The following is an 18,183-nucleotide window of genomic DNA, read 5'->3' as shown; positions in this document are numbered from 1 at the left end:
AGCTAAAGATTGCCCAGCGCTTACTGATCCAGCGAAACAGGTATACCACACAACGGCATACACAATCAAATAATCGGCAAAAATATCCATTGAATTATCAGCGATGCCCTCGCAGCAAGCCTTATCAGCCTGCCGCGAGGGCACTTTGTTTTATTTGAGTAATTTCCAGTATCCTTTGCGGTCGGAACCAACACGCTCGATTAAGCCGTTCTCTTTGAGCATTTTCAATCTTAGCGATACGGTTTTCCGGCTCAAGGACAGGTTTTCAGAAAGAAAAGTCGTTGTGTAAGCCGGGTCAACTGCAAGAAGATTCAAGATTTTGAGCGATGTTTCGTCCAAGGTATCTGTCACTTTATCTGTTACCTTTTCTGTCACCCTACCGGTAACAGAACGGATGACCCGATCTTCCGGCGCGGTGAATTTGATCATAATGTCGCCGGGATTGATGGTATATTCCGGCTGCGGCACGCCGTCCTTTTCACAGGCAGAGCAGATTTTTTCAATGCCACGTCCCCAGCTCTCAATAAAGCCTGCCAGATAGAACACATGGGCAATGTTGGGGTTGTAGGGGCTGGAAGCGTGCTTGCTCATCAGGTTTTCGAGCGTCCAGTTTTCCGGCAGGCATCCGCAGTTTGCAATATACAGCTTATCTTCATACACGCTGATCTGGATAGGCACGCCGGATTGATACTGCTTGTGGCACAGGGCGTTCAGCAAGGCTTCCCGCAGGGCTTCCTCCGGCACAAAGTAGCGCTCGATCCGCTGCATCCCCTCATACGTGATTTTGCCCTTCATGTACTTGAGGTACACCAGCTCTACGATCTTGTCGATCTGTTCCAGAATAGAGCCGTGTATCTCATCCTGATACAGCAAGTCGGCGTCCGTTTCAAAGTAGCCGATTTTCACATATGCGCCCAGTTGCCATTTCTCCGGGTCTTTGCTGAACAGCAGCATGGCCGCATTGGTCAGGTACGGGCCGTTCATCAGGTGCAGCTTTTCCATCAGCGCATCTTTGGGTTCATCCAACACGCTTTGGTCAATGCGTCCTTTTTTGGCGGCCCATTGCTTGAAGTGGGCAACAACTTCATCGTCCACATCATTCATCGAAAAAGCCGGGAGCGGTAAATTGTCCCAGGTCGCGCCCCGCTTGCGCATGAGAAAGGCTTCCAGCGCCGGGCCGGTCAAAATCTGCCTGGTGCTGCCGCTGCGGTAGTAGTAGACGCCTTTGCAGGAGATACCGATAGGATACGGCGGTACGTCAATCTCGATATATTCCTTACCATCCTTGTCCAACAGGTTGACGCCGACAATAATACCCATCGCGTCCCGGATTTTATTGGGAATATCCTCCAGCAGCTTGCGGGCATTGGGCAAGCCAACGACGTTTCCCTCGTCATCGCAGCCGATATAAATTTTCCCGCCCTGCGCATTGGCGTAGCCGCAAATCCATTCAAGATATTCGTCTTTCCATCTGCTTTTCCATTCCGTGTTCTGGCTCTCAGGCATTTTCGTCACCGTCCTGTTCTTTATGTTTTCCCCGGCTCTTATAGACATTATACTGGTTCTTGCACCGTGCGCTGCAAAACGCGGCGTTCGTTCGATTGCTCATAAACACTTTCTGACAGTGCTTGCACAGCCGCAGCGGCCTTGCATCGTCCACCAACATGAAGCTGAACATCATCTGGATGCCCAGCAAAAGTGAGTGGAAGTCCCAGTAGATCGTCGGCTTTTCCAGCAGCTCGATGTGGTAGCTGGGCGCGATCCCGCCAAAGACCGCCATCGCCTTGCGGTACAGGTTCCGGGTTCCCTCGTCGATGGAATCGTAGTCGTGGTAGTACAAAATGGAGGTCGTCAACGTGAAGGCCCAGTCCTTGAACTGTTGTGCCACCCAGTCATAGGGTTCCGCGTACTCCCGCTGGAAGCTCATAGTTTTCGCCATCGGCTCGTCGGCAAAGGTCATGGTCAGCGCGATCATCGCGCGGTCGCCGGAAACCGTCCAGTCGGATTTCACACCCTTTTTCACCACATCCAGCTTGTCAAAGGGATAGAACAACGCCAGGTAATCCTCCGTTTCCATCGTCTCCGCCTTGATGAAGTGGTTCTTCGGCAGATAGACCGCTTCATAGTCCATGAAGGACGGCGTGGTGGGCAGCGCCGTCATCAACCCCAGCAGGCCATACTTTGTGACAAAATTCAAAATTTCCGTTTCCACGTCAACGTCCGTCCTGCGGCCCATCATCAACATACCGACATTGAGGGCGTCCAGCACCATGCCGGGCATCTCGTTCATGGGATTATACACATCGGGCTTCGCACCTTTGGCCGGTGTGATGTACCGCTTCCCATCGGCGGCAGTTTTCAGCTCATAGCGGTCATATCGCACCCAATGGGAGTGCGACTGCTCAAACAGATTTTTCATGGCCTCACCCCTATACAATGTAACCCGTATCTGTATTAACCATATTACCATTCTATCAGCCGTCTTTGCCGCCGTCAAGGGCGGCTTTTTTCTTGCGCCGTTTGGTCTTGTTTTCCCGGCGTATCACGGCGTCTTTGCCTTTTGCACCCAGCAGCGCGGCATATTCCTCCAGAAACTGCCGCTCCCGCAGCGTCAGGCTTTTGCCCTTGTCCTGCATCTGGCATAGATGGGCATGCAGCTTCTTTTGCAGTTTTTTTCGGATGGTGTTGCGCACCTTGCGGATGTTGCGGTCAGACTGGCCGCGCATCTGCGCCAGCTGGGCGGTGCTGTACAACCGAATCGAGAGAAAATAGAGAATCTCCTTGTGATCCTCGCTCAGTTCCTCGATCATCTGGGACAGAAACGCATTGGCGGTCAGCTGGTGCATCTCATACGGGCAGTCAAAGAGAATGTCCAGAAAGTTGCCGCTGGACAGCTGCCGTACCGCCGGATTGTTCAGCCAGCGCGGTATGATCTTCGGCTCCGACACCGCTTGATACTCCAGCGGCACATCACCGCGCAGGTTTTCGTGATCCCGTTCCCGGCGCTCCCGGTTGCGGTCGAGCTTGTTCCATTCCTCCACCACAACGGCGAAGTCTTCTGCTGTCCGGGCGGCATCCTCCAAACGGCGCAGCGCCTCGGCCCGCAGCTCCCGTTTCAGCCGCTTTGCGCTGGTGCGCGCGGCTTCTTCCTCCGCGTTTTCCAGTTCAGCGTCGTAGTCGATGTGGTGTTCGTCTTGCTCCAGTTCGCTTTCCAGCTCTACGGCGCGTTCCTGTTCCAGCTCCTGCGCCAGTGTATCGTCTGCCAGCGCATCGTCCCACCCGGCGAAGCCATCCGCCGCATCCAGCAGGCTGTCATCGTCCAGTATCAGCGCCATGACCTCGCCTCCCTCAAAAAACAATTTTGTTCTTCTGCGAAAACGGTTCCGCTTTGCACCCACTTTTTCTCCTATTAGTAGAGGAAGTAACCCAAGCAATAAATAAACGGGTTACAAAATTGCTGACAGGCAAGAGAAAGGAGGAACCGCGCCATGATAATTCACCGCAAGTAGCTGTGCGCTCTAGCAGTTACACAAAACGGAACTGTTCACATTATACAACGTCTGTGCCGAAGGCGCAAGAAAGAGAGGTTCAATGGCAGAAACGAAGGGCATCTTTTTTGACGCGGCATATTGGCCGGACAATCGATAAGGAGGAGAACAAGATGGATCTGTTTGAACTTGTAAAAGCATCCGTTACAATAAAGCAAGCCGCCAAACACTACGGCTGCAAGGTCAACCGGGGCGATATGATCTGCTGCCCCTTCCACGATGACCGACATCCCAGCATGAAGCTGAACAGAGATTACTTCTATTGCTTCGGCTGCGGGGCCACCGGCGATGTGATAGACTTTGTGGCGCGGCTGTTTGGCCTGAGCAGCTACGAGGCCGCAAAGAAGTTGGCCTATGACTTCGGCATCGACCCGGACAAGCCCCCGGCAGCGATGGCGCTGAAAAAGCCCTATCCGCTGGCGCGGGCCTTCCGGGATGACGAAATGTACTGCCAGCGGGTGCTGTGTGATTATCTGCGCCTGTTGGAACGCTGGAAGGTCGAATACGCCCCGCAATCACCGGAGGACGACCTGGACAACCGCTTTGTGGAGGCGTGTCAGATGATCGAGTATGTAAATCACTTGTTGGACGTTCTCATGTATGCAGAATTAGAACAACGTGTGAAGGCGGTGGACACGCTGCTGGAGGATGGCGACATCACCGTGCTGGAACAGCGGCTCAAATGTCTGGAAAAGGAGGTATGCCACCGTGATGAAGAACGAGCAATCGCGTGAGGTCAACCAGCCCATCTGGTTTGACGGCAAGCATATCAACGAAGCCCTGTTTTGTGATGATTTCCTCAGCAGACACAAAATCATCTACACAAACGGGGCTTTTTTCACACCTGACGGTCGAGTGACCAACGACTTGCCGCTGCGCAGCGAAATCTTTGACGAACTGCGTTGCTGCGCGGTGAGCAATATTCCGCGTAAGATCAGCAACATTGTGGAGCTGATGAAGCTGGCGGCGCTGGTGGAGGATTTTCCGCCGGAGACAGACCGCATCCATCTGGCGAACGGGACACTGTTCATTGACGGCAACTTCATAGAGGGCAAGCCGGAGATCGTTCGCAACCGCCTGCCAGTAGCCTACAATCCCGAAGCCACCACACCGACCCGCTGGCTGGCTTTTTTGGATGGACTTCTTTACCCGGAGGACATTCCCACTTTGCAGGAATATATCGGCTACTGCCTGATCCCCAGCAACAAAGGTCAGCGGATGATGGTCATCAAAGGCAGCGGCGGCGAAGGAAAGAGCCAGATCGGCGCGGTGCTGTCGGCCCTGTTCGGCAGCAACATGAAGGACGGCAGCATCGGCAAAATCTCCGAAAACCGTTTCGCCCGCGCTGACCTGGAACACATTCTGCTGTGTGTCGATGACGATATGCGAATGGAGGCGCTGCGCCAGACAAACTATGTCAAATCCATCGTCACCGCACAGGGCAAGATGGATTTGGAGCGCAAAGGCAAACAGAGCTACCAGGGGTGGATGTCTTCCCGCTTGCTGGCGTTCAGCAACGGCGACTTGCAGGCCCTCTTTGACCACAGCGACGGCTTTTACCGGCGGCAGCTCGTTCTAACCACGAAGGAGAAGCCGGTAAATCGTGTGGACGACCCCGACATTGCCGAGAAGATGAAAACAGAGATCGAGGGCATCTTTCTCTGGGCCTTTGCCGGATTGCAGCGGCTGGTGGCAAACAACTTCAAGTTCACCGAGAGCCAGCGCACCAGAGAAAACCGGGAATCCGTCAAGCGGGACAACAACAATGTGTTCGATTTTCTGGAATCCGAGGGCTATATCCGGCTGAAAGCGGATGCAACCATCAGCTCCAAGGAACTGTATGAAGTGTACCAAATTTTCTGCGCTGAAAACGGCTTAACTGCGCTAAAGCCCCGCAGCTTCAGCGATGCCGTGATCGCCAGCCAAGGCAAGTACAATCTCGAATACTGCAACAATGTGACCAACGCCGCCGGTCGCCGGGTGCGGGGATTTTTCGGGATCGAGGCGCTGGTGCATCCGAATATGTCGGTGTTTTCCGGTGATTCGCTGCGTACGTACGTACCGAAGGACAAGCCGGAAGGATTGCAGGGCTGAGCCGCTGTACGTACGTACGCAGCGGTTCGCCCCATTCTCTTGCAGTATCCAATTACACCGAACTGTGCAGCTGGCCGATGCCCTGGGGTACGACATTGTATGGCAGCGCCGCGCCAAACCGTGACTCTCGTCCCCATCGCAAGCAGCGCGCTGCTTGTGATGGGCCGTCAGCGAAGGCCTCCGCGTGATCGCTGACACCAAAGGGCTGCGCTCCGGCACAGGAGAGCAGCCCTTTGTGCTGAATATGTAAAAGCAGCGGGGGTGGATTTTTCATATCCAGCGGCGGCCACCGCAGTGGACGCAACTCCCCCTCGGAGAGCCCACGGCACTTTGCAGCCCTCCGGGATGAAAGTGTTATAGTGGGTTATTACACTTCCCGCAGGAAGTGCATCCCCCGTCCCGCGACCGTCCACGCCCCAACGAAAGGAGTTGATTTTATGGCAAGAAACGACGGAATCGACCGTACCAGCGCCAGAAATGTGGATGTCCCGGACAAGGACATCGGCAACACCCAAAAACACAACGAACGGGAAAAAGACAGCTACCGCAACCCCGATATTCTCCCGGAACGCACCCCGCTCAATATCCACTTCAAAGCCCCCACCGCCAGCTACACGGAGATGTTCCGGCAGATGGAACAGGACAAAATCATCTCCACCCGCGGTCTGAAACCAGACGCCATCCACTTTGGCGAGCTGATTTTTGATGTGAACTCCGCCTACTTCCACAACCACGGCGGCTATGAATTTGCCAGGCAGTTTTACGCCGATGCCTACAAGGCCGCCGTAAAGATCGTGGGCGGGGAGCAGTATATTCTCTCCGCTGTGATGCACGCCGACGAGATCAACCGGGCCATGTCGGAGGCGCTGGGCCAGGAGGTGTACCACTACCACCTCCATGTGGTCTATGTGCCGGTGGTGGAGAAACAGATCCTCTGGAGCAAACGCTGCAAGGACAAGTCTCTGGTCGGCACGGTGAAGGAGACCGTCATGCAGGTCAGCCGGAGCAAGAAATGGATGTCCAAGCCCGCCCTCGACGCCGATGGAAACCCGGTCTTGCAGAAAAACGGAAAGCCCGTCTTGAAAAAGTCCTACAGTGTGCTGCAAGACGATTTCTTCCATTGCATGCGCGCCGCCGGGTATACTGATGTGGAGCGCGGCGAGCGTGGCAGCACCGAAGAGCATCTGACCGTGACCCAGTTCAAGGTACAGGCGGAGCAGCAGCGGTTGGAGGCTGTGACCGCCCAGGTGGCCCAGGCGGAGCAAACGCTGAGCGCCACTGAGGTGGCCGCGCAGAAAAAGGCGAAGGAGCTGAAATCCCTTCAAAGCCAGACCAAAGAGCAGCGCACGGTCGCCCTGACCACAGAGGAAATTCAGACAATGGGCAAGAAAAATCCCATTACCGGAAACATTTCGCTGACGCCGCAGGAGTGCGACACATTAAAATCCTACGCTGTCAATAGCATTACCGTCAAGGCGGACAACGGCAGGTTGCAGGAGCGGCTGGCTTCCGCCCAAAAAAGCGCCGCAATTTGGAAAAAGCGGTATGAATCGCTGAGCGAAAAATATCAGGAACTAAAAAAGAGCGTCCAGCCCTATCTGGACGCCGTGAAGCTCGCGCCGGAGAGGGTGCGGGCTTTTCTTGTGGCCATTTTGACCCACACCCCGCAAACAAGACAGCATGAGCAGCCTTCCCGCCGCCGCGGGCAGGATATGGAACTTTAATTGATGGAGGAAACCGCATGAGAAAACACGAAGATTTTATGAATGAACCCGACTATGGCTATATCGACATTGAATCCTGCTTTGACCCAGTTTTCGAGCCGCCGGCAGAACTCCTGGAAGAATGGAGCAAGCAGTATGAGGGGCCGAAACCGACCTTGGAAAACACATCGTTTTATGTCGTGGGGCCGGATGGCACGGAATATTTCTACTGCGGGAATCTCTGCATCAAAATCTCTGAGCATTTTGCGGATGGAGGCAAGCAGATGGACGAGCTGGTGGAAGACGCCGTTCGCCACCATGCGGGCCGGGACAGCAGCGCCCCGGCCTTTTTGAATGCTGTTTAAGCAGACAAAGAGCAATGATTGATCGTTGAATCGCGCCCGCGCTTACAGTATAATAGACGTAGAAGTATTGTAAGCGTGGGTTGTTTCGACGCAAAGGAGGATATTACAGTGAAACAACCGAACAATACGAAAACCAAAATCTACAGCACCGCTTTGTATATGCGCCTGAGCCGCGATGATGAAAATTTCGGCGACAGCGTCAGCATTGAGACCCAACGCACCATCCTGCAAAAGTTTGCCGCCGAGAACGGCTTGCGCGTCTATGGCGAGTACGTGGACGACGGATGGAGCGGCACCAATTTTGACCGCCCCAGCTTCCAGCGGATGATGAGCGATGTGGAAGCGGGAAAAGTCAACTGCATCGTAACCAAAGACCTCAGTCGGTTTGGACGTGAACACGTGATGATGGATTATTATCTGGAGTTTGTGTTCCCGGAGAAACAGGTCCGCTATATCGCCATTGCCGAGAATGAGGACACCGAAAAGGGCCTGTCTGAGTTCGTGCCGTTCAAGAATCTGTTCAACGAGTGGTTTGCCAAGGACACCAGCCGCAAGGTAAAGAGCGCACTCCATGCGAAATTTGAAAAGGGAGAACGCATTTTTGCCTATGCGCCGCTGGGTTACAAGCGCCACCCGGAGATCAAGAACACGCTGACACCGGACGAAGAAACCCGCTGGATCGTAGAGAAAATCTTCGATTTGGCCGTTCATGGCGCTGGCGCAGCCAAGATCACCCGCATTTTGATCGCGGAAAAAGTGCCCACCGCCGGTTGGCTGAACTACAAGAGGTACGGCACCTTCGCCAACATTTACGCGGGTGCGCCGGAGGAAAAGGCCTATGCCTGGACGATTGCGCAGGTCAAAAGCATTCTGAAAGATGAAACCTATATTGGCAACAGCATCCACAACAAGCAGACCAATATCTCCTATAAGAACAAGAAAAAGGTCCGCAAGCCGAAAGAGGAATGGGTTCGTGTGGAAAATACCCATGAAGCCCTTGTCAGTAAGGACGTCTTTGACCGGGTGCAGGAGCTGATTGAGACGCGCCGCCGCAAGCAGAAAGACGGTACGACACAAATCTTTTCCGGGCTGGTGAAGTGTGCAGACTGCGGCTGGTCGCTGGCGTTTGGCATGAACAAGCAGAACAAAAAGCCCTATGGACACTACCATTGCAGCAACTACGGCCAGGGCACCGGTCACTGCACCATGCACTATATCCGCTACGATGTCCTTTACACCTACGTTCTGGCACGGATTCAATATTGGTCTTACCAGGCACAGATGGATGAGGGACGCCTGCTGCAAAAGCTGCTGAAAGCCGGTGACCGGGAACGCACGGCCAGCCAGAAAAAGCAGGCGGCGGAGCTGAACAGGGCCGAGAAGCGCAAAGCCGAACTGGACCGCCTGTTTGCCAAGATGTACGAAGATTGGGCCGCTGGGCGCATCACCGAGTACAACTTCAATATGCTGTCCCAGCGGTATCAGACCGAGCAGCAGGAGCTGGCGGAAAAGATTGAAAGGCTGAACGCTGACCTTGCCGCAGAACAGCAGAGCGCCGTGGATGCCGAAAAATGGGTGAACCTGATCAAGCAGTACGTAAATCCCACGGAACTGACTGCCGAACTGCTGAATGCCTTGATCGAGAAGATCGTCGTCCATGAAGCTGTGAAAGACGAAAGCAACACCCGCACCCAGGAGATCGAAATCTACTACCGTTTTATCGGCAAAGTGGAGTAAAAACGCAAATTAACCATTTATCTCTTTAAGTTGGGGAAACCGGCGAGTCCGCGCCGGACCTGGAGCGGGCCGCCGCCCTGGCGGAGGTGTTCGGGGTGACGCTGGACGATCTGGTGAATTACGAGAGCACGGTGGAGGGCCTGAGCCCGCCGCCCCGGGGCAAGCATATCTTCGGGGTGGTCACCGTGGGGGAGAAAGGGCAGATCGTTCTGCCCGCCGCGGCCCGCAAAATTTTCGGCATCGACCCCGGCGACCGGCTGCTGGTGCTGGGGGATGAAACGCAGGGGCTGGCGCTGATGCGGGAGAGCGTCATTTTTGAGCGGCTGGTGAAGCCTTTCCTGGACGGGGACGAGCACTGAGGGGGCTCGCTTCAAAAGGGCACAAAAAAACCGGGGCGCCGGACACGGCGCCCCGGGAAACGATTCAGTACATTGGTCTGCCCTCTCATTTCCTGGATTTCAAACGTTCAAACAGAAACTTTTTCATGTTCATCGCGCTTTCTATCTGGAAATTCTTTTATGCAGGCTTTGTAGCTTCACATCGCCTGCACATCAGCTTGGAGCAAACGATGTTACCACATTGGGGTATCCCTCTCTTGGGTTTTGATGCAACGTTGTTTCGAAAGGCGTTTTATCAGTTTGCCTTGTGGATAAAATCGGGGTCCTGTTCGGATGCCATTGGATCAAAACTTGCTGTCAACCGCGCCTTTCGATCTTTTGGTGTTTGAAAACAAAACTCGGAACTTGGTTTCCCGCCGCTTGCTGTTCCATTCCTCAAAGCATGTTCTCACGCGGCCCATCGGCCCCATTGAAAACCTTCCTGCTTTGCCTTACCTGGACGCTCGCGGCTCGATCTTGCCATTTCGCGCGCTGTTGTATCCGCTTTCGTTCTTCGTGCGTTTCAAAAGGGGACGTTCCCTTTCATGGCTAGTACATTGGAGTTGAAACCTCCGTGTTTTTGAATTGGCGTCTTTTTACAGACCCTTCTCACACCGGTGTGTGTATGAGACATCCGCACTTTCACGGCGGACGTTTCAAGGCTGTCTATAATTGGACGTGCAGGCCGCTTTTCATATAGAAAAAACGCCCGCGGGTAATGAGTTTTTAAACGGATGGAAGCTTTGGAAGTTCGAATGTTTTTTGCGCTTTTCTAAGCGCGTCGATTCGTTGTTCACTACTTCATCTATCTAAAAATTCATGCCGGCAGGTCGTGGGCTCTGTACGCTATTTGAACGATCGTGTGCCAGATAAACCGCTCTTGTCTCTGGTCCTCTTGAAAAGAAAGCATCTTTTGGTGTTGTGAGCGATCTGGATCGTCAGCGGCAGGACCCACCCTGCCCAAACTGCTTGGGTTCTTCTTTTACCATGATGGTCCTGCGCTCCTTTCCTTCCCGGGGGCCACGTTTCTTCGTTTCCTACCCGCCGGTTTCTAGACCTTGGTGTTCTCTCCTTGGTGTGTCTATACTATATCATACCCCAAATCGTTTGTATATTGACATGGTGCATAGACTTATGGTGCAAAATTTGTTCGATTGTTGCCTTGAAAGGGCCGGAAATTTGTGCTATGATGTAAATGTTGGAGTGTATAAAGCGCCGCCTGCCCTTGGATGAGCAGGCGGCGCTTTTTCTGTTATTCCGGCGCGGTGTCTTTCGCACGGCGGCGGGGCAGCAGGGTGAGCCGCCCCAGCAGAAGGCCGCTGAACAGCATCAGCGGCACCCGCAGGCCGCCGTCGGCAACAGAGGCCGCCATCATCCCCAGCTTGCTGGGCAGGCCGAAGAGGTAGACGGTCAGCCCGCTGTGTCCCAGCAGGAACATCACGAGGGCCAGCGCCCCGTCCAGCACCGCGCGCCACGCGGGGTAGAGATCCGGCAGACGCATACACCGCCCCGCGATGACCCCCATGAGCAGCGGCAGCAGGGGGACAAGGTAAAACGCGGCCAGATAGAGCCCGTCGCTGATGAAGATCAGGCGGTTGGCGTTGATATTGCACAGCCACATCACCCACATCAGGGCGGCGATGAGGAAATAGGGCACAAGACCTTTCAGCGCTTTCATGGTTCCGTCCTCCGTTTCTTTCGGCGTGTCGGATACTTCACACCTTAACTATATCAGACGGAACGGCCTTTGCACACCCCTTTCGGCAAAATTTGGCAAAAAAGGGGGCCCTGCCGCCGGCAGGGCCCTTTATAATTACAATATATAAGGCGGTCAGGTCAGCGGCCCGGTGCGCTTGACGCTGATCTTCACCAGATTGCGGCTGAGGATGGTGTTCTGGTCGGCGTCCAGGGTGTAGCTGAACTCCACCTCGCCCCCCTCGTCGGTGAGGCGGCTGTGGATCTCGTCCGCCGCCACGCCCAGGGTCATGGCGCCGTAGCCGGTGTCGTAGTGGCACAGGTGGCGGATGCCTTTTTCCACCACCAGCTGCCCCGCCGCCGGGCCGAAGCGGGTCATGGAGACCTTGCTCTCGTCCTTCGCCACCTTCACGGTGGTGGTGCAGCCCTCGTAGCCGGTGGTCTCCGACTCCTTGTAGCTGATGAAAAAGCTGCCGCCCCGGCGCACAAAGCTGCCACGGGTCATCAGCTGCACCGAGTCCGACTCGTCGCCCTGTTCCATGCGCCCGTCGATGCGGATCAGGAAGTCCTCGTTCATGGGCTTCTCCTCCTTTGGATGCGGGGCCCGCGGCCCCGGTCAGTAGTTGTCGATGGCCACCCGGGTCACGGGGCCGTCGTTTGCGCCCACGAACAGCCGGATGAAGGGCTCAAAGCCCGCGGGCTCGTCGCTCACGAAATACTCCGCGCCCCCCTCGCTGCCCTCGGGGGCCAGCAGGTCCAGCTCGGAAAGGCGGCGGCGGGCCAGCAGCGCGCCCTCCCGCCCCGCGTCGATGAGGGTCACCTCCGGGCCCATCACCTTGGCGATGGCCGGGGCGATGAGGGGGTAGTGGGTGCAGCCCAGGATGAGGGTGTCCACCCCTTCCCCGCGCAGCGGTTCCAGATACTGCCGCGCGATGGCGGCGGTGACGGGGTCGTCCGGGGCCACATAGCCGTTCTCCACCAGCGGCACGAACATGGGGCAGGCCTTGGCAAACACCTGAAAGCCCCCGTCGGCGTTGTGCAGCCGCTTCTCGTAGCTGCCGCTGCGGATGGTGGCGCTGGTGCCGATGACGCCGATGCGCCCGTTTTTGGTGGCGGCGGCCGCCGCGGCGCTGGCCGCGTCCACCACGCCGGCAAAGGGCACGGGCAGAGCGGCGGTGTAGTCGGCGGGCAGGATGCTGCTCACCGTGCCGCAGGCCGCCAGCAGGAACTTGACGTTTTTCGAGAGCAGGAACGCGATGTCCTGCTTCGCGTACTGAAAGATGGCCGACGGGCTGCGGGTGCCGTAGGGCACGCGGCCGGTGTCGCCGAAGTAGACGATCTTCTCGCCGGGCAGAAGCTGCCGCAGCTGCCGCACCGCGGTGAGGCCGCCCGCGCCGGAGTCGAACACGCCGATGGCACGCTCATCCATGGCTCACTTGCCCTCCGCGCGCGCCAGCGCCAGCTCCACCAGTTCGTCCAGCAGCGCGCCCAGGGGCTTGCCCGCCGCCTCCATCAGCTTGGGATACATGCTGATGATGGTGAAGCCGGGCATGGTGTTGATCTCGTTGATGAGCACGTTGCCGTCCTGTTCCACAAAGAAGTCGCACCGGGCCAGGCCCTCGCAGCCCAAAGCGGCGTAGGCCTTTTCCGCCAGAGAGCGCACCTCGTCCAGCTTTTCCTCCGGCAGGCGGGCGGGGATGAGGGTGCGGCTGGTGCCCAGCACGTACTTGTCGTCGTAAGTATAAAACTCCTCGCTGGCCAGGATCTCGCCGGGGCGGGTGCTCACGGCGCAGCGGTTGCCGATCACCGCGCACTCCACCTCCTGGCCTTTCACAAAGCGCTCAAAGACCACCTTGTCGTCCTCGGCCAGGGCGGTGGCCACAGCGGCTTTCAGAGCCGCCCGGTCCTCCGCCTTGCTGATGCCCACGCTGCTGCCCGCGTTGGCGGGTTTCACGAAGATGGGCCAGCCCAGCTTCTTTTCCAGCCGGTCGGCCAGCGCGTCGAAGTCGTCGCAGCCGGCGCGGTCGCTCCAGTCCCAGCGGCAGTGGGGCACGCCCGCCGCGTCGAACAGGATGTTGGCCACCGCCTTGTCCATGCAGGCGGCGCTGGCCAGCACGCCGCAGCCCACGTAGGGGATGCCCGCCAGCTCGAACAGGCCCTGGATGGTGCCGTCCTCGCCGTTTTTGCCGTGGAGCACCGGGATGGCCGCGTCCAGCCGCACCGTGCGCACGCCGCCCTCCTCAAAGAGCAGCATGCCGTGGCAGGCCCGGTCCGGGCTGATGAGGCAGGGGATATTTCCCGGGCAGTTCAGCCACTGGTCCTCGGGCATCTTGTCGGAGGGGCCGGGATAGTAAAACCAGCGGCCGTCCTTGGTGATGCCGATCTTGTACACATCGTAGCGGGCCTCGTCCAGGCCGTCGGCAAAGGTCTTTGCCGACATGCAGCTCACGTCATGCTCGCTGGAAACGCCGCCGAACAGCAGCGCGACAGTCAGTTTTTTCATCGTTTTTATCCTTCTCTCTTCGGGCAAAATGGGCCCCTTTGGGGCATATGCCCATAAGTATTCTAATAATACCATAAAAATGCCCGGCGCGCTACTGCCCGCACCCGCCCCGCCGCCGCTTTTTTTCGCATTTTAAAGGGATTTTTCTCTTGACGGGCAGGCCCCGGTGTGATATGATGGTATCACCTCTTTTGCAGGTTTATTTTTTTGTGCCCATTTTTCGGGTGCGGCCTGCAACTGTCAGGGAGGCTAAACAAACCGTTAATTGGAGGTGCCGAAGACAAATGCGAGTGAAAATCACCCTTGCCTGCACGGAGTGCAAACAGCGCAACTACAACACCAAGAAGAACAAGAAGAACAGCCCCGACCGCCTCGAGATGAAGAAGTATTGCCGTTTCTGCAGAAAGCATACTGTCCATCGCGAGACCAAGTAAGAAAGGCGGAGCATCATGGCTGAGACTAGCAGCAAGAAACCCGGCTTCTTCTCGAAGGTCAAGAACTGGTTCAAGGGCATCGGCAAATTCTTCCGCGACACCGCGAGCGAGATGAAGAAGGTCGTGTGGCCCGGCAAGAAGCAGATCATCAACAACACCATCGTGGTCATCGTGGTGGTCATCATCGCCGCCGTCGTGGTGCTTGCTCTGGACCTGCTCTTCGGCTTTGGCCGCGACGCCCTGCTGGCGCTGGCCCGGGGCCTGTAACACGCAAGCACAAAACGAGGGGAGCGAACACGAATGGCAGAACAGGCACTGTGGTATGTGGTGCACACCTATTCCGGCTACGAAAACAAAGTGGCCACCAACCTTGAGACCATCGTGGAAAACCGCCGCCTGCAGGACCTCATCCAGGAGGTCAAAGTGCCGGTGGAGATGGTTCCCGAACTGAAGGACGGCAAGGAACGGCTGGTGGAGCGCAAACTGTTCCCCGGCTATGTGCTGGTGAAGATGGTCATGACCGACGAGAGCTGGTACATCGTGCGCAACTGCCGCGGCGTGACCGGATTCGTCGGCCCCTCGTCCAAGCCTGAACCCCTGAGCGACGAGGAAGCGGAGAAGCTGGGCATGAACACCAAGGCCGAGCTCACGCTGGACTATGCGGTGGGCGACAACGTCCAGATCACCGGGGGCCCTCTGGAGGGCTTCGTGGGCGTGGTGGACGAGATCGACCTGCAGGCCCAGAAGGTGAAGGTCAAGGTCTCCATGTTCGGGCGCGAAACTCCCGCCGAACTGGAACTGGGCCAGGCGAAACCCCTGTAAGAACGAACGTGCCCGCGCGGCGGGCAAAACATCGGTAAGAGCCGCCAAGTGCGGTTTTTATAGGGTGCGGCATTCTCCGCGCCCGTGGGAGGGCCGAGGTTTTCGGCCCGCTATCTTACCACAAATTTTGGAGGTGCATTAAAATGGCGCAAAAAGTAACTGGTTACATCAAGTTGCAGATCCCGGCCGGCAAAGCGACTCCGGCCCCCCCTGTCGGCCCCGCGCTTGGCCAGCACGGCGTGAACATCATGGCGTTCACCAAGGAATTCAATGAGCGCACCCAGAAGGACATGGGCTACATCATCCCGGTGGTCATCACCGTGTATGCCGACCGTTCCTTCAGCTTTATCACCAAGACCCCTCCGGCTCCGGTCCTGATCAAGAAGGCCTGCGGCATCGAGAGCGGTTCCGGCGTTCCCAACAAGACCAAGGTGGCCACCATCACCAAGGCTCAGCTGGAAGAGATCGCCAAGACCAAGATGCCCGACCTGAACGCCGCCAACCTGGAGAGCGCGATCAGCATGATCGCCGGCACCTGCCGCAGCATGGGCGTCACCGTCACCGAGTGATCTGCCCCGGCTGAATTCGTGGGAGGAAATTGATCCGATAGACCACACAGGAGGATAAAGTTATGAAACACGGTAAACACTACGTCGACAGCGCCAAGCTGATCGACCGCACCAAGCTCTACGAGGCCGACGAGGCCCTGAACCTCTGCTGCCAGACCGCCAAGGCCAAGTTCGACGAGACCGTTGAGCTGCATGTGCGCCTGGGCGTTGACAGCCGCCACGCCGACCAGCAGGTCCGCGGCGCCGTTGTGCTGCCTCACGGCACCGGCAAGAACGTGCGCGTCATCGCCATCTGCAAGGGCGACGCCGCCAAGGCCGCTGAGGAAGCGGGCGCGATGATGGTGGGCGACGCCGACCTGATCGCCAAGATCCAGAACGAAGGCTTTGTCGACTTCGACGTTCTGGTCACCACCCCGGACATGATGGGCCAGGTCGGCCGTCTGGGTAAGATCCTGGGCCCCCGCGGCCTGATGCCCAACCCCAAGGCCGGCACCGTGACCCCCGACATCGGCAAGGCTGTTACCGAAGCCAAGGCCGGTAAGATCGAGTACCGTCTGGACAAGCAGAACATCATCCATGTTCCCGTGGGCAAGGCCAGCTTTGGCCCCGAGAAGCTGGGCGACAACCTGCGCGTTGTGATGGACGCCATCGTGAAGGCCAAGCCCGCCGCTGCCAAGGGCCAGTATATCAAGAGCGCCACCGTGGCCACCACCATGGGCCCCGGCATCAAGCTGAACGGCGCCAAGTTCGGCGGCTGAACTTAAAACCCGCTGCAAAGTGCCGGGGCGTTTTCGCCCCGGCCTTTTTCGGGCGTTTTGGGCTTTTTTGAAAAATAAGCTTGACAACGCCCCGCCTCATGGTATAATAATAATGCTGTTTTTAAGACAGCAGGTGCTCAATGCATAGCGTAAAGGGCTTTCGCCCGCCTGCCGAGAAACGCGCATAACACTGTAACTGTGCATGTTTATGCCCTTTTCTCGCCATGGCGGGAAAAGGGCTTTTTTATCGCGAACGAAAGAATGTTATCGCTTGAAACGAGGTGAAACCGAAATGCCCAGTGAGAAGATTTTGACTGCCAAGCAGGCCTATGTTGCCGAGCTGAAAGAGAAGATCGCCAATTCCGTTGCCGGCGTGGTCGTGGACTACAAAGGCATCAACGTGGCCGACGACACCAAGCTGCGCAAGGAGCTGCGTGAGGCTGGCGTGGAGTACTTCGTTGTGAAGAACACCATGCTGCGTCTCGCCATCAGCGGCACCGAGCTGGAAGGCATGAACGACGTGCTGGAAGGCACCACCGCCCTGGCCATCGCCAAGGAGGACCGCATCGCCGCCGCCCGCATCCTGTGCAAGTTTGCTGACGCTTCCAAGGACAAGTTCTCCGTCAAGGCCGGTTATATGGACGGCAAGCTGATGGAGAAGGCCTCCGTGGAGGAGATCGCAAAGCTCCCCGGCCTGGAAGGCATGCTCTCCATGTTCGCCGGCGCCCTCACCAGCACCCTCAGCGGTCTGGCCGTGGCCATGCAGGCTTATGTGGACAAGAGCGAAGAACCCGCCGCCTGATCGTTTCGCGGCACCCTACGGGGCCTGCGCATAAGGCGCAGCCCGCAACAAAAATAAAACTACATTGGAGGTAAATACAATGGCTTCTGAGAAAATCACCAAGATCATTGACGCTGTCAAAGAGCTGAGCGTTCTGGAGCTGAAAGAGCTCATCGACACCTACTGCGAGGAGTTCGGCGTTTCCGCCGTGGCCGCTGCCGCTCCCGCTGCCGCTGCTGCTGCTCCCGCTGCTGAGGAGAAGACCGAGTTCGACGTTGTGCTGGCTGAGGTCGGCGCCAACAAGATGGCCGTTATCAAGACCGTGAAGGAGATCACCGGTCTGGGCCTGAAGGAAGCGAAGGACCTGGTCGACAACGCTCCCAAGACCCTGAAGGAGGCTGCTTCCAAGGCCGACGCCGACGAGATGAAGAAGAAGCTGGAAGAGGCTGGCGCCAAGGTGGAACTGAAGTAAGTTCTTTCCTTACTTTGAGCATCTGCAAAACCGCCGCACCCACCCGGGTGCGGCGGCTTTTTTTGTGCGCGAGGCGGGGCGCATGGCTTTTTGCCCGGCCTGTCTGCCTGCGGAAAACCGGGCAATCCCCGGCACTGCCGCCCCGCTGGCGAATCTCCGCCCGGCTTGGGGCCAACGTTCGATGCGCCGCGTGCGGCGGCGGGAGGCGGTCCGCCCTGCGCAAAACCGCCCGCCCCGCGCCGCCCGGACAAGGAAAAACCGGCAGCGTTCCGTATGCAAAACGCCGGACCGGCCCGGAGGGCCTCTGTCTCCTTTTCCCGGAAAC

21 protein-coding genes and 1 other annotated feature are annotated in these 18,183 nt (G+C 57.2%); of the genes, 14 read left to right on the top strand and 7 right to left on the bottom strand.

What is annotated here, in order from left to right:
- Positions 1 to 150: 150 nt before the first annotated feature.
- From ACMI1Q_RS01035 to ACMI1Q_RS01025, 3 genes are read right to left on the bottom strand one after another with little or no spacing between them, the layout of a single operon-like run.
- The gene (locus tag ACMI1Q_RS01035) at positions 151 to 1,506 is read right to left on the bottom strand and encodes an ATP-binding protein (protein WP_195560519.1); all 1,356 of its coding nucleotides are present in this window, start codon (positions 1,504 to 1,506) and stop codon (positions 151 to 153) included.
- Positions 1,499 to 2,419: a hypothetical protein gene (locus tag ACMI1Q_RS01030; protein ID WP_195560518.1), complete on the bottom strand. Its 921-nt coding sequence runs from the start codon at positions 2,417 to 2,419 to the stop codon at positions 1,499 to 1,501. Before ACMI1Q_RS01030 ends, ACMI1Q_RS01035 begins: the two co-directional genes overlap by 8 nt.
- A gap of 55 nt (positions 2,420 to 2,474) precedes the next feature.
- On the bottom strand, positions 2,475 to 3,335 hold the full coding sequence (locus tag ACMI1Q_RS01025) for a sigma-70 family RNA polymerase sigma factor (RefSeq protein WP_418856089.1): 861 nt from the start codon (positions 3,333 to 3,335) through the stop codon (positions 2,475 to 2,477).
- A gap of 326 nt (positions 3,336 to 3,661) precedes the next feature.
- Between ACMI1Q_RS01025 and ACMI1Q_RS01020 the strand changes: the two genes are divergently transcribed.
- The 7 genes from ACMI1Q_RS01020 (at position 3,662) to ACMI1Q_RS00990 (ending at position 10,174) form a co-directional block, all read left to right on the top strand.
- A complete protein-coding gene (locus ACMI1Q_RS01020; RefSeq protein ID WP_418856087.1) occupies positions 3,662 to 4,282 on the top strand; it encodes a CHC2 zinc finger domain-containing protein in 621 nt (206 codons plus the stop codon).
- On the top strand, positions 4,260 to 5,642 hold the full coding sequence (locus tag ACMI1Q_RS01015) for a DNA primase family protein (protein WP_418856093.1): 1,383 nt from the start codon (positions 4,260 to 4,262) through the stop codon (positions 5,640 to 5,642). The genes ACMI1Q_RS01020 and ACMI1Q_RS01015 overlap by 23 nt, the downstream gene beginning before the upstream one ends.
- Before the next feature lie 437 nt (positions 5,643 to 6,079).
- Positions 6,080 to 7,366: a plasmid recombination protein gene (locus ACMI1Q_RS01010; RefSeq protein WP_418856085.1), complete on the top strand. Its 1,287-nt coding sequence runs from the start codon at positions 6,080 to 6,082 to the stop codon at positions 7,364 to 7,366.
- 17 nt (positions 7,367 to 7,383) lie between these two features.
- Entirely contained in the window at positions 7,384 to 7,710 is a 327-nt protein-coding gene (locus ACMI1Q_RS01005) for a hypothetical protein (protein WP_419502496.1), read from the top strand.
- Between the two features lie 159 nt (positions 7,711 to 7,869).
- On the top strand, positions 7,870 to 9,447 hold the full coding sequence (locus ACMI1Q_RS01000; protein ID WP_419502612.1) for a DUF4368 domain-containing protein: 1,578 nt from the start codon (positions 7,870 to 7,872) through the stop codon (positions 9,445 to 9,447).
- Between the two features lie 95 nt (positions 9,448 to 9,542).
- Positions 9,543 to 9,806, top strand: coding sequence for an AbrB/MazE/SpoVT family DNA-binding domain-containing protein (locus tag ACMI1Q_RS00995; RefSeq protein ID WP_419502495.1), 264 nt, complete (start codon positions 9,543 to 9,545; stop codon positions 9,804 to 9,806).
- Between the two features lie 125 nt (positions 9,807 to 9,931).
- Positions 9,932 to 10,174, top strand: a complete 243-nt coding sequence (locus ACMI1Q_RS00990) for a hypothetical protein (RefSeq protein WP_419502494.1) — start codon at positions 9,932 to 9,934, stop codon at positions 10,172 to 10,174.
- A 902-nt stretch (positions 10,175 to 11,076) separates the two neighbouring features.
- Here ACMI1Q_RS00990 and ACMI1Q_RS00985 read toward each other — a convergent pair.
- The 4 genes from ACMI1Q_RS00985 to ACMI1Q_RS00970 form a co-directional block, all read right to left on the bottom strand.
- The gene (locus ACMI1Q_RS00985; RefSeq protein ID WP_419502493.1) at positions 11,077 to 11,502 is read right to left on the bottom strand and encodes a hypothetical protein; all 426 of its coding nucleotides are present in this window, start codon (positions 11,500 to 11,502) and stop codon (positions 11,077 to 11,079) included.
- Between the two features lie 153 nt (positions 11,503 to 11,655).
- On the bottom strand, positions 11,656 to 12,096 hold the full coding sequence (locus ACMI1Q_RS00980; protein WP_177522305.1) for a DUF1934 domain-containing protein: 441 nt from the start codon (positions 12,094 to 12,096) through the stop codon (positions 11,656 to 11,658).
- A 39-nt stretch (positions 12,097 to 12,135) separates the two neighbouring features.
- Positions 12,136 to 12,948, bottom strand: a complete 813-nt coding sequence (gene murI, locus ACMI1Q_RS00975) for a glutamate racemase (RefSeq protein ID WP_419502492.1) — start codon at positions 12,946 to 12,948, stop codon at positions 12,136 to 12,138.
- A gap of 3 nt (positions 12,949 to 12,951) precedes the next feature.
- Positions 12,952 to 14,022: a D-alanine--D-alanine ligase family protein gene (locus ACMI1Q_RS00970; protein ID WP_419502491.1), complete on the bottom strand. Its 1,071-nt coding sequence runs from the start codon at positions 14,020 to 14,022 to the stop codon at positions 12,952 to 12,954.
- 284 nt (positions 14,023 to 14,306) lie between these two features.
- Between ACMI1Q_RS00970 and rpmG the strand changes: the two genes are divergently transcribed.
- The 7 genes from rpmG (at position 14,307) to rplL (ending at position 17,858) form a co-directional block, all read left to right on the top strand.
- Positions 14,307 to 14,456 (top strand): 50S ribosomal protein L33, encoded by a 150-nt coding sequence (gene rpmG, locus ACMI1Q_RS00965; protein ID WP_177522308.1) that lies wholly within the window; start codon positions 14,307 to 14,309, stop codon positions 14,454 to 14,456.
- Between the two features lie 15 nt (positions 14,457 to 14,471).
- A complete protein-coding gene (gene secE / locus ACMI1Q_RS00960; protein WP_419502490.1) occupies positions 14,472 to 14,723 on the top strand; it encodes a preprotein translocase subunit SecE in 252 nt (83 codons plus the stop codon).
- 33 nt (positions 14,724 to 14,756) lie between these two features.
- Positions 14,757 to 15,278: a transcription termination/antitermination protein NusG gene (gene nusG, locus ACMI1Q_RS00955; RefSeq protein WP_330058947.1), complete on the top strand. Its 522-nt coding sequence runs from the start codon at positions 14,757 to 14,759 to the stop codon at positions 15,276 to 15,278.
- A 143-nt stretch (positions 15,279 to 15,421) separates the two neighbouring features.
- Entirely contained in the window at positions 15,422 to 15,847 is a 426-nt protein-coding gene (gene rplK / locus ACMI1Q_RS00950; RefSeq protein WP_177522311.1) for a 50S ribosomal protein L11, read from the top strand.
- 62 nt (positions 15,848 to 15,909) lie between these two features.
- Entirely contained in the window at positions 15,910 to 16,605 is a 696-nt protein-coding gene (gene rplA, locus ACMI1Q_RS00945) for a 50S ribosomal protein L1 (protein ID WP_418441368.1), read from the top strand.
- A gap of 102 nt (positions 16,606 to 16,707) precedes the next feature.
- Positions 16,708 to 16,860, top strand: a sequence feature (ribosomal protein L10 leader region).
- A gap of 37 nt (positions 16,861 to 16,897) precedes the next feature.
- Positions 16,898 to 17,407 (top strand): 50S ribosomal protein L10, encoded by a 510-nt coding sequence (rplJ, locus tag ACMI1Q_RS00940; RefSeq protein WP_330058676.1) that lies wholly within the window; start codon positions 16,898 to 16,900, stop codon positions 17,405 to 17,407.
- Positions 17,408 to 17,486: 79 nt separating this feature from the next.
- Positions 17,487 to 17,858, top strand: a complete 372-nt coding sequence (gene rplL / locus ACMI1Q_RS00935) for a 50S ribosomal protein L7/L12 (protein WP_330058675.1) — start codon at positions 17,487 to 17,489, stop codon at positions 17,856 to 17,858.
- Positions 17,859 to 18,183: the final 325 nt, after the last annotated feature.

Origin of the sequence: Candidatus Allofournierella excrementavium, from assembly GCF_048526665.1 — a bacterium.
Classification (GTDB): domain Bacteria; phylum Bacillota; class Clostridia; order Oscillospirales; family Ruminococcaceae; genus Allofournierella_A; species Allofournierella_A excrementavium.
Note: the sequence above shows the minus strand (reverse complement) of the source record. Positions and strands in the feature narration are given on the sequence as shown.